Raw genomic sequence first — 10069 nt, forward strand, 5'->3', positions numbered from 1 at the left:
TCTGGTCGCGAGCGCTCGGGGGTGTTGTGCCGAGGGGAAGGAGCAGGCCATGGACCGCGGCACCGACGAGGACACCGTGCCCGGCCCGCGCCGGGGCGGCGCCGAGTGGCTCAAGGGAGCCAGGATCATCGGCGTGCTCGGGATCTTCTACCGCCCCGAGGGCCGCATGGGCGAGCCCGAGGCCGTCTCCTTCGTGCTCGACGACGGCCAGTCGGTCCGGCTGACCTGCGCCTCCGACGGCACCCTGCACGTGGGCGCCGGCACCTGGCCGCACCTGCCCGACTGGTGTGTGCCCGCCGCGCAGTGGGAGTTCGCCGAACCGGCCGGGCTGCCGCAGCCCCCGGACGGCGGCTGGACCGTGCTCAGCACCGATGAGCGCAGGGACGAGCGGGGCGAGGTCCACGAGGCCGTGATCCGCTGCGAGGGCGGCCGGTTCGTCGTCGTCGGCGGGGACACCGTGGGCGTCCGTTTCACCCGCGGCCACCGGGGCGCGGCCGCCGCGACCTGACCGCCGCGCCGAACGGAATGTGGACATCCTGTGGACGTATCGTCCGCCGCCGCGGCACCGCTCCGGCACACGCGGGCATCCACGCAGGTCACAGCCGTACGAAGAGGCGGAGGTCGTCTCCGGAGCGCAGCCTTTCACTCTCGGAGAGTAATTATTCCGCGCCGCGGCGCCCACCATCCCTTACGAAGGGTTATGGTGGAAACCCCCCCTCGGGCCGGTCCGTAACCCCCCCCACGGACCGGCCCGTTTTCTCATGCCCCGCAAGGGGCAAGGCGGTTGGGCGCCGCCCTCAGCCGCGCGCGGCCCAGATGTTGGTGCCCTCGGTGTCCACCGCGAACGCGTCGATCTCCGTCAGCTCCCCGGCCGTCAGCGCCGGGCCCGCGAGCGCCGCCACGTTCTCCTCCAGCTGCGCCACGCTCGACGCGCCGATCAGGGCCGACGTCATACGGCTGTCGCGCAGCACCCAGGTCAGGGCCAGCTGCGCCAGCGACTGGCCCCGGCGGCGCGCGATGTCGTTCAGTCCGTTGAGCCGGCGGACCACCTCGTCCGACAGCAGCTCGGGGTCGAGCGACTTGCCCTGCGTCGCGCGCGAACCCTCCGGGATGCCGTTCAGATACTTGCCGGTCAGCAGTCCCTGGGCCAGCGGCACGAAGGAGATGCAGCCCATACCGGCCGCCTCCAGCGTGTCCAGCAGCCCGTCCTCCTCGGTCCAGCGGTTGATCATCGAGTAGGACGGCTGGTGGATCAGGGCCGGCACCCCCATCTCCCGCAGCAGCCGCGCCGCCTCGGCCGTCTGCGCCGAGTTGTACGAGGACACCCCCACGTACAGCGCCTTGCCCTGCCGTACGGCGGAGGCGAGCGCCCCCATCGTCTCCTCCAGCGGGGTCTCCGGGTCGAAGCGGTGCGAGTAGAAGATGTCGACGTAGTCCAGGCCGGTCCGCCGCAGCGAGGCGTCCAGCGACGACAGCAGGTACTTGCGGGACCCCCACTCCCCGTACGGGCCGGGGTGCATCTCGTACCCCGCCTTGGTCGAGATGAGCAGTTCGTCCCGGTACGGGGCGAAGTCCTGCCGGAACAGCTTGCCGAAGTTCAGCTCGGCGGAGCCGGCCGGCGGGCCGTAGTTGTTGGCCAGGTCGAAGTGGGTCACCCCGAGGTCGAAGGCGCGGCGCAGGATGGCCCGCTGGGAGGCGAGCGACCGGTCGTCGCCGAAGTTGTGCCACAGCCCGAGCGAGACGGCCGGGAGCTTGAGGCCGCTGCGTCCGCTGCGCCGGTACTCCATGGAGTCGTAGCGCGAGCCGGCGGCCAGGTAGGGGGAGGAGGAATCAGTCACGATTCTCTCCTTATCACGGAGTTGTGACAGGCCGGGTTGGGTGGGGGCGGGGCTCGCGCAGTAATGTGGTTGCCCTGACGGGACTGCCATGACACGGCGGGGCGATCCGCCCCCTTCCAGTGCGGCGATCCGATCCCCAGGGGACGACCCCGGACCCCTGACGCGGGGCCGGCGGGCCCGCACGGAACCGAGAGGTGGACTCAGTGAACTTGCGCGACCTGGTGTACGGGCTCTACGCGCGCCGGGTGGAGGGCCGCCTGGACCACACCCAGGTGCCCAAGCACATCGGAGTCATCCTCGACGGCAACCGGCGCTGGGCCAAGGCGTCCGGCGGCACCGCCGCCGAGGGGCACCAGGCCGGGGCGGAGAAGATCAAGGAACTCCTCGGCTGGTGCAGCGAGACCGACGTCGAGGTCGTCACGCTCTGGATGCTCTCCACCGACAACTTCGACCGGCCCGAGTCGGAGCTGACCCCGCTGCTCGGCATCATCGAGAACACCGTGCGCGGCCTCGCCGCGGACGGCCGCTGGCGCGTCCACCACGTCGGCACGCTCGATCTGCTGCCCGCCCACACCCAGACCGTCCTCAAGGAGGCCGAACAGGCCACGGTCGGGGTGGACGGCATACTCGTCAACGTCGCCGTCGGCTACGGCGGCCGGCAGGAGATCGCCGACGCCGTGCGCTCCCTGCTCCTCGAACACTCCGCCAAGGGCACCTCCTTCGAGGACCTCGCCGAGATCGTCTCCACCGACCTGATCTCCGAGCACCTCTACACGCGCGGCCAGCCCGATCCCGACCTGGTCATCCGCACCAGCGGCGAGCAGCGTCTTTCCGGTTTCATGCTCTGGCAGAGCGCCCATTCCGAGTACTACTTCTGCGAGGTCTTCTGGCCCGCCTTCCGCCGGGTCGACTTCCTGCGGGCACTGCGCGACTACGCGGCCCGCCACCGCCGCTACGGAGGCTGAGTCACCCCGGCTACGGAGGCCGAGGTACTTCGTTCGGCATGGCCGGACGTGTATGAGGGCATATCCCTGACAGGTCGGCGCCCGGTCACCAGCCAGGCGGGCGCCGTGTCCAAGCGAGCGGCATCGAGTCCGCTCGCCCGGGAGGCCCTTTGCACACGAAGGACCGTACATACGGTGCGGCTGACGTGGAGGGCCGGCGCACGGCCCGCGCGAGGTGGCCGGAGCCCGGCCCGTCCTCTCCCATTGGGATGCTCCGCGACGCCGTCGCACCCCAACCTCTTCCGAGGGGGTACGTCCTTCCGTGGTGACCAGCACCAAGCGCCGCATGCCCGACAGGCGCACCTACGTTCTCGACACCAGCGTCCTGCTGGCCGATCCGAACGCCATGGCCCGCTTCGACGAGCACGAAGTCGTGCTCCCGGTCGTCGTGGTCACGGAACTGGAGGCCAAACGGCACCATCCGGAACTCGGCTACTTCGCCCGCCAGGCCCTGCGCCTGCTGGACGACTTCCGGGTCCGCTACGGCCGGCTGGACGCGCCGATCCCCCTCGGGGACCTCGGCGGGACGCTCCGCGTCGAGCTCAACCACTCCGATCCCGGCGTCCTGCCCGCCGGCTACCGGTTGGGGGACAACGACTCACGGATTCTCGCGGTCGCGCGCAACCTCCAGGCCGAGGGGTACGACGTCACGGTCGTCTCCAAGGACCTGCCGCTGCGGATCAAGGCGTCGTCGGTCGGCCTGCTGGCCGAGGAGTACCGCGCCGAACTGGCCATCACCGACTCCGGCTGGACGGGCATGGCGGAACTGCCCCTCGCCGCCGACCAGATCGACCTGCTCTTCGCCGAGGAGACGCTGTACGTCCCCGAGGCCGCCGAGCTGCCCGTGCACACCGGCCTGGTCCTCCAGTCCGAACGGGGCAAAGCGCTGGGCCGGGTGACCCCCGACGGCAACGTACGCCTGGTGCGCGGCGACCGGGAGGCGTTCGGCATCCACGGCCGCAGCGCCGAGCAGCGCATCGCCCTGGACCTGCTGCTGGACCAGGAGGTGGGCATCGTCTCGCTGGGCGGCCGGGCCGGCACCGGCAAGTCCGCGCTGGCGCTCTGCGCGGGCCTGGAGGCGGTCCTGGAGCGCGGCCAGCACAAGAAGGTGATGGTCTTCCGCCCGCTGTACGCGGTCGGCGGACAGGAGCTCGGCTATCTCCCCGGCAGCGAGGCCGAGAAGATGAGCCCCTGGGCGCAGGCCGTCTTCGACACGCTGTCCGCCGTCTCCGGGCGCGAGGTGATCGAGGAGGTGCTGGGGCGCGGGATGCTGGAGATCCTGCCGCTCACCCACATCCGGGGCCGCTCGCTGCACGACGCCTTCGTGATCGTGGACGAGGCCCAGTCGCTCGAACGCAACGTCCTGCTGACCGTGTTGTCCCGGATCGGTACGAATTCCCGGGTCGTGCTCACCCATGACGTGGCCCAGCGGGACAACCTCAGAGTCGGCCGGTACGACGGAGTGGTCGCCGTCGTGGAGAAGCTGAAGGGCCATCCGCTCTTCGCCCATGTCACGCTCACGCGCTCCGAGCGTTCCCGAATCGCCGCACTGGTGACCGAAATGCTGGAGGAAGGCCAGATCTGATACGGATTGGGATACCGACGCCGCCCGGCGGGCCAAGCAGCCTAGCCGGGCGGCGGCGCGTCGCGGAGCCTTTTCCGAAATTCAGATGCTCCAAACGAGGTGTGACCTTTCACACGCAACGGAGAATTGCTTCCCGGTGTCTTGTTCCGGCAGAGTCTTGCTTCCGTCAGGCCCCGCATACGGCACACCGGCACCTCCAGAGGCGCCACGCACCACACAACTCAACAACCGCCGTCCGTATGCCGCCCGCGAGTACCATGCGGCGCTTCCTCCGGGGAGCCGCCCACCGGGCCCGTGCCTCCCGTGACCCAAGCTGTAGGGAGGCCAGTGCCAGGGGCACGATTGCGCCCGCGAGGTCACCTAAGCGGGCGATGCTGGAAGGACACCGTGTGAGCCGGATTTCGGTCCGGGGGTTCGCCGTGGCATCCGCCACCGCGGTCACCACCGTAGGCGCCGTCGTAGGCGTTGCAGCAGGCAGCACTCCCGCTGTCGACGACAACAACTTCGAGGCGACCGCAGCCGACACCACGCTGCTCGCAGACATTCCCGCGGGCCAGCAGGCCCAGGTGCAGACCGCTTCGCTGACGCAGCAGGCCGACGCGCAGGCGTCCGCCGCCGACGCGGCCGCGAAGAAGTCTGCGGAGGAGTCCGCCCGCGTCCAGGCCGCCAAGGACGCCAAGTCCAAGAAGCAGGCGGCCGAGGACAAGCTGGAGCGCGAGCGCGAGGCGGCGAAGAAGGAGCGCGAGGAGCGGGCGAGCCGTTCCCAGGTCCGCTCCACCACGTTCGCCCAGCAGAGCTCCTACACGGTGGCCGAGGTCAAGGCCATCGCCCGGCAGATCGTCCCGGCCGACCAGTTCCAGTGCTTCAGCAACATCGTGAACGTCGAGTCGAGCTGGAACTACCGGGCGACCAACCCCTCCTCGGGCGCCTACGGTCTCGTCCAGGCACTGCCCGGCTCCAAGATGGTGTCGGCCGGCGCCGACTGGATGACCAACCCGGCCACCCAGATCAAGTGGGGCCTCAGCTACATGAACAGCCCGCGCTATGGCAGCCCGTGCGCCGCCTGGAACTTCTGGCAGGCCAACCACTGGTACTAGACACCAGGGTTCACCCGCTCAACCACGTGAAGCCCCTCGCCGTCCTACGGTGAGGGGCTTCACGCGTGTACCGTCGTGCGGTACCGCTCCGGGGGAGTGGTGGGCAGAGCGGACGGGGGTAGAGGAACGGTTATGTCGAAACTGCCGGGATGGCTCGGACAACTGGGTGCCGAGCTGAGCAGGCTGAGCGAGCGCCTCGAAGAACGGCGGGTCGATACGGTGGCCGACGAGCCCCCTCTCACGGACCGGGACACACCGGTTCCGGCGGAGGGCGGCAAGGACGAGACACCGCCCGTCGACCAGGTGCCCGCCCCGCCGGCGTACGCCCCCACCGTCGCCGCGCGGCCCGATCCGGTCGCGGCGATCCCGTGGGGGATGCGGGTCGCCGCCGAGGCGGGCTGGCGGCTGCTGGTGCTCGCGGGAACCCTGTGGGTGCTGATGCGGGTCATCAGCGCCGTGCAACTGGTGGTGCTGGCCTTCGTCGCCGCGCTGCTCGTCACCGCGCTGCTCCAGCCGACCGTCGCCCGGCTGCGGCGTTACGGCCTGCCCAGGGGGCTGGCCACCGCGGTCACGGCGATCTCCGGGTTCATCATCATGGGCCTGGTCGGCTGGTTCGTGGTGTGGCAGGTCCTGGACAACATCGACACCCTGTCCGACAAGGTGACGAAGGGGATCGACGACCTCAAGAACTGGCTGCTCGACAGCCCGTTCCATGTGACCGACAAGCAGATCAACAACATCGCGCAGAACCTCAGCGACACCGTCGGCACCAACACCGAGGCCATCACCTCCGCCGGACTCCAGGGCGTCACCGTGGTCGTGGAGTTCATGACGGGCGCCCTGCTCGCGATGTTCTCGACGCTCTTCCTGCTCTACGACGGCGCCCGCATCTGGAACTGGGTGCTCAAGCTGGTGCCCGCCCAGGCCCGGCCCGGAGTGGCGGGCGCGGGGCCGCGCGCCTGGCGGACGCTGACCGCCTACATCCGGGGCACGGTCATCGTCGCTCTGATCGACGCCATCTTCATCGGGCTCGGGATCTACTTCCTCGACGTCCCGATGGCGGTGCCGCTGGCCGTCTTCATCTTCCTGTTCGCCTTCATCCCGCTCGTCGGCGCGGTGGTCTCCGGAGCGCTGGCGGTGGTCGTGGCGCTGGTCACCGAGGGCGTGTTCACGGCGCTGATGGTGCTGGCGGTGGTCCTCGCGGTGCAGCAGATCGAGGGCCATGTGCTCCAGCCGTTCATCCTGGGGCGCGCGGTGCGGGTGCATCCGCTGGCCGTGGTGCTCTCGGTGGCCGCGGGCGGCATGATCGCCGGCATCGGGGGCGCGGTCGTCGCGGTGCCGCTGGTCGCGGTGACCAACACGGTGGTCGGCTATCTGCGGGCCTACGGGCAGGAGGAGTCGCGCCGCCACTCGCCGCCGCCGCACGGCTCGACCGCGCTGGACGCGGCCCCGGTCGCGGCCCCCGGCGCCCCGCCGGGCGGGGACGACGGCGGACCGGAGCGGGACGCCCCGTAACGCGGACACGAAGAAGGGCCCCTCGGACGGTCGGTCGTCCTCGGGGCCCCTCTGGTATCCAGGGTACTGCGGTTGCCTACTCGGCGAGTACGCCCTCGGCCTCCAGGGTCACGCCCACCGCCTGGATCACCGAGGCGATCTTGACGGCTTCCTGGATGGTCTCACGGTCCACACCGGCCTTGCGCAGGACCTGCTCGTGCGAGTCCAGGCACTGGCCGCAGCCGTTGATCGCGGAGACGGCCAGCGACCACAGCTCGAAGTCGACCTTCTCCACGCCCGGCTTGCCGATGACGTTCATCCGCAGGCCCGCGCGCAGGTTCCCGTACTCGGGGTCCGAGAGCAGGTGGCGGGTCCGGTAGAAGACGTTGTTCATCGCCATGATGGCGGCGGCCGACTTCGCGGCGGTGTACGCCTCCGCGGAGAGGTTGGCCTTGGCCTCCGGCTCCAGCTCGCGCAGCACCTTCGGCGAGCGCGAGGCGATCGCGCAGGCCAGGACGGTGCCCCAGAGCTGCTGCTGCGGGAGTTCGCTGTTGCCGATGACCGAGCCGAGGTTCAGCTTCAGGTCCTTGGCGAAGTCCGGTATCGAGGACTTCAGTTCGTCGAGAGCCATGGTGGTATCAGCTCACTCGCCCGAGAGGAGCGCGACCGGGTCAAGGGTGTTCTCGCCCTTGGTCCAGTTGCAGGGGCAGAGCTCGTCGGTCTGCAGGGCGTCGAGGACCCGCAGGACCTCCTTGGGGTTACGGCCCACGGAACCGGCGGTGACCATCGTGAACTGGATCTCGTTGTTCTGGTCCACGATGAAGACGGCGCGCTGGGCGAAGCCGTCCTCGCCCTCGATGCCGAGCGCGCGCATCAGCTCGTGCTTGGAGTCGGCCATCATCGGGAAGGGCAGGTCCGTCAGGTCCGGGTGGTCCTTGCGCCAGGCGTGGTGCACGAACTCGGAGTCGCCGGAGAAGCCGAGGATCTGGGCGTCACGGTCGGCGAACTCGTCGTTCAGCTTGCCGAAGGCGGCGATCTCCGTCGGGCACACGAAGGTGAAGTCCTTCGGCCACGCGAAGACGATCTTCCACTGACCCTCGTAGGTCTTGTGGTTGATCTGCTCGAACTCCTTGCCGCTCTCCAGCGAGACGCAGGCGGTCAGATCGAACTCGGGGAACTTGTCACCGACAGTGAGCACGCGCTCTCCTTACAGCGTAGGCCCTCCCCTTTTGGGGGAGTTCCTGGGGGTTGGACGATCTCCACCATGGCACAGAGTGCATTGATCGCGGAAATTGGCTACATCGAAAGGATTGATCGAAGTGGGTGATCAGTGTTGGGCATTTGATGTGCACTTCGCGGCCTGCTCTTGAGAACTCCTGACGGAATGATCTTCGAGGTGTTTGGATTACTCCGGGACTGACGATTCGGGGGTGCGGGCCGGCTCGACCGAAGTTGTGGGAAGGTGATGACGAGTTGTGGGTGGTGATCGAGCCGTTGTTGCCCGAGGCCGAGCGTCGGATCCGGCATCCGGACGCAAGCGGCATCCGGACCGGCTCGTGTGCCAGGGCATCCTGTTCGTCCTGCACACCGGGACCGCCTGGGAACACCTCCCGCAGGATCTCGGCTTCGGCTCGTGCATGACCTGCCGGCGTTGGCTGGCTGGGTGGACCAAGGTCGAGGTGTGGCCGCGACTGCACGAGGCCCTTTCTCGATTCGAGACGGGATGACGTCCTGTCGACCGGGGCGTCCGTGCGCGGCAAGTGTGGTCGGTCCCGGCGCCGCCCGGACGTACTACTGGCCGACCGCGGCTACGACCACGACAAGTACCGCCGTCTCGTCCGGGGCCTCGGCGTGAAGCCGTTGATCGTATGCCGCGGCACCGGGCACGGCTCCGGGCTCGGCACTCAACGCCGGGTCGTGGAGAGAGAGTGTTTGCCCACCTGCGCTGGTTCCGCCGTCTGCGGATCCGCTGGGAGGTCCACGACGATGTCCACGAAGCCTTCCTCACCCTTGGATGCGCGCTCATCTGCTGGCGGCGCCTAGCCGCGGATCAGCGCCGCCACTCGTAGACACCCGGGGAAGACTCCAGCACCTCACGTGGCAACTCCTGCAGCACTTGCCCGAGCAGCTTGCGCTGCTCGTCGATCCAGCCCTCTTCAAGACTCATGGGAAGGAACACGGAGACGCATGAACTGCCCAGGTCCTCTACATGGACAGCGACAGTCTCGTGCTCTTCGTTGTACGGCTGGATCTTGATCTCGGGGCTGTGGCCGTCATCCCTCCAGCAGATGTCCTTACCGGCTGCAAGCAGGTCCAGAGCACGGGACCACTCCTCCAGGTCGGAAGGGAACAGGGACATGGCCGGCCGACCGCCGACGAAGCTGCTGGTCACGATGACCTCTGCGTCGAGCTGGTCGTGAAGATGCGGCACGCTCGGCGACCTGCGCCCCAGCACACGCACCCGGAAGCTGTTGTCGCCGTCCGAGAGGCTGATCAGTTCCACCCCGCACCCTCTGCCGTGCCCGATCACATCTGTCAGAGCTCAGGGTCCCCGAACCAGATCAACGGGCACAAGCAGGTTGTCCCGCCTCATTCCGTCAGGAGTTCTCAGCCCTCTGGTGCTGCGGAGTTTCTTCAGTTCCTCGGTGGCGAGCGCGTCGACGATCCCGCAGCGGGTTGGACAAGGGTGTCACCGCACCGAGTGCGAGTTTTCCGGTCAATTTGTGACGGAGAATGATCGTCTCCTCCCTGTCTCCCTTACATGCCTCACACATGTAAAGACAGGCTTGAGCGGGGAATCCAGGCGTGCTGAGCCGCACGGGACCGCGCAAGTGGATTTTCGTTTCGCGGACCGGATTCCGAAGTCGTCGCTTGCCAGGTCAAGTTGGCCCGTGTCTAAGGTGAGTGCCGCGCTCATGGGCCGGGCCTGGACCACCCTGCCGCGAAGAGCGCACGTCATTCGGCGGCGGGGGGAACGGTGCCGCCGTGGGGGAGGGGTGGTTCGTCATGCCGCGAAACCGGCTCGGTGTGAACGCGTGCTTCGCCGCTGTT

9 protein-coding genes and 1 pseudogene are annotated in these 10069 nt (G+C 68.7%); 6 read left to right on the forward strand and 4 right to left on the reverse strand.

Annotated features, from left to right (window positions below; all coding sequences use genetic code 11):
- Nucleotides 1-49 precede the first annotated feature (49 nt).
- Complete coding sequence (locus tag DNK56_RS23925) at nt 50-508, forward strand: hypothetical protein (RefSeq protein ID WP_111337913.1); 459 nt, start codon at nt 50-52, stop codon at nt 506-508.
- Between the two features lie 289 nt (nt 509-797).
- Here the strand turns inward: DNK56_RS23925 and mgrA are convergent, their stop codons facing one another.
- On the reverse strand, nt 798-1838 hold the full coding sequence (gene mgrA, locus DNK56_RS23930) for an L-glyceraldehyde 3-phosphate reductase (RefSeq protein WP_111337914.1): 1041 nt from the start codon (nt 1836-1838) through the stop codon (nt 798-800).
- Nucleotides 1839-2041: 203 nt separating this feature from the next.
- Between mgrA and DNK56_RS23935 the strand changes: the two genes are divergently transcribed.
- The 4 genes from DNK56_RS23935 (at nt 2042) to DNK56_RS23950 (ending at nt 7039) form a co-directional block, all read left to right on the forward strand.
- The gene (locus tag DNK56_RS23935) at nt 2042-2803 is read left to right on the forward strand and encodes an isoprenyl transferase (RefSeq protein WP_111339535.1); all 762 of its coding nucleotides are present in this window, start codon (nt 2042-2044) and stop codon (nt 2801-2803) included.
- Nucleotides 2804-3104: 301 nt separating this feature from the next.
- Nucleotides 3105-4427, forward strand: coding sequence for a PhoH family protein (locus DNK56_RS23940; RefSeq protein WP_111337915.1), 1323 nt, complete (start codon nt 3105-3107; stop codon nt 4425-4427).
- A gap of 389 nt (nt 4428-4816) precedes the next feature.
- Nucleotides 4817-5524: an aggregation-promoting factor C-terminal-like domain-containing protein gene (locus tag DNK56_RS23945; RefSeq protein ID WP_111337916.1), complete on the forward strand. Its 708-nt coding sequence runs from the start codon at nt 4817-4819 to the stop codon at nt 5522-5524.
- A 132-nt stretch (nt 5525-5656) separates the two neighbouring features.
- Entirely contained in the window at nt 5657-7039 is a 1383-nt protein-coding gene (locus DNK56_RS23950; RefSeq protein ID WP_111337917.1) for an AI-2E family transporter, read from the forward strand.
- A 76-nt stretch (nt 7040-7115) separates the two neighbouring features.
- On the opposite strand, the gene DNK56_RS23955 is transcribed toward DNK56_RS23950, so the two are convergent.
- On the reverse strand, nt 7116-7649 hold the full coding sequence (locus DNK56_RS23955; protein WP_111337918.1) for an alkyl hydroperoxide reductase: 534 nt from the start codon (nt 7647-7649) through the stop codon (nt 7116-7118).
- Nucleotides 7650-7661: 12 nt separating this feature from the next.
- Nucleotides 7662-8216: a peroxiredoxin gene (locus DNK56_RS23960; protein WP_111337919.1), complete on the reverse strand. Its 555-nt coding sequence runs from the start codon at nt 8214-8216 to the stop codon at nt 7662-7664.
- Between the two features lie 224 nt (nt 8217-8440).
- Here DNK56_RS23960 and DNK56_RS23965 point away from each other — a divergent pair.
- Nucleotides 8441-9087, forward strand: a pseudogene (locus DNK56_RS23965) (transposase).
- Here the strand turns inward: DNK56_RS23965 and DNK56_RS23970 are convergent.
- On the reverse strand, nt 9069-9521 hold the full coding sequence (locus DNK56_RS23970; protein WP_146610434.1) for a DUF5959 family protein: 453 nt from the start codon (nt 9519-9521) through the stop codon (nt 9069-9071). The pseudogene DNK56_RS23965 and the gene DNK56_RS23970 overlap by 19 nt on opposite strands.
- Nucleotides 9522-10069: the final 548 nt, after the last annotated feature.

The sequence above is a fragment of the Streptomyces sp. AC1-42W genome (assembly GCF_003248355.1).
Classification (GTDB): Bacteria; Actinomycetota; Actinomycetes; order Streptomycetales; family Streptomycetaceae; genus Streptomyces.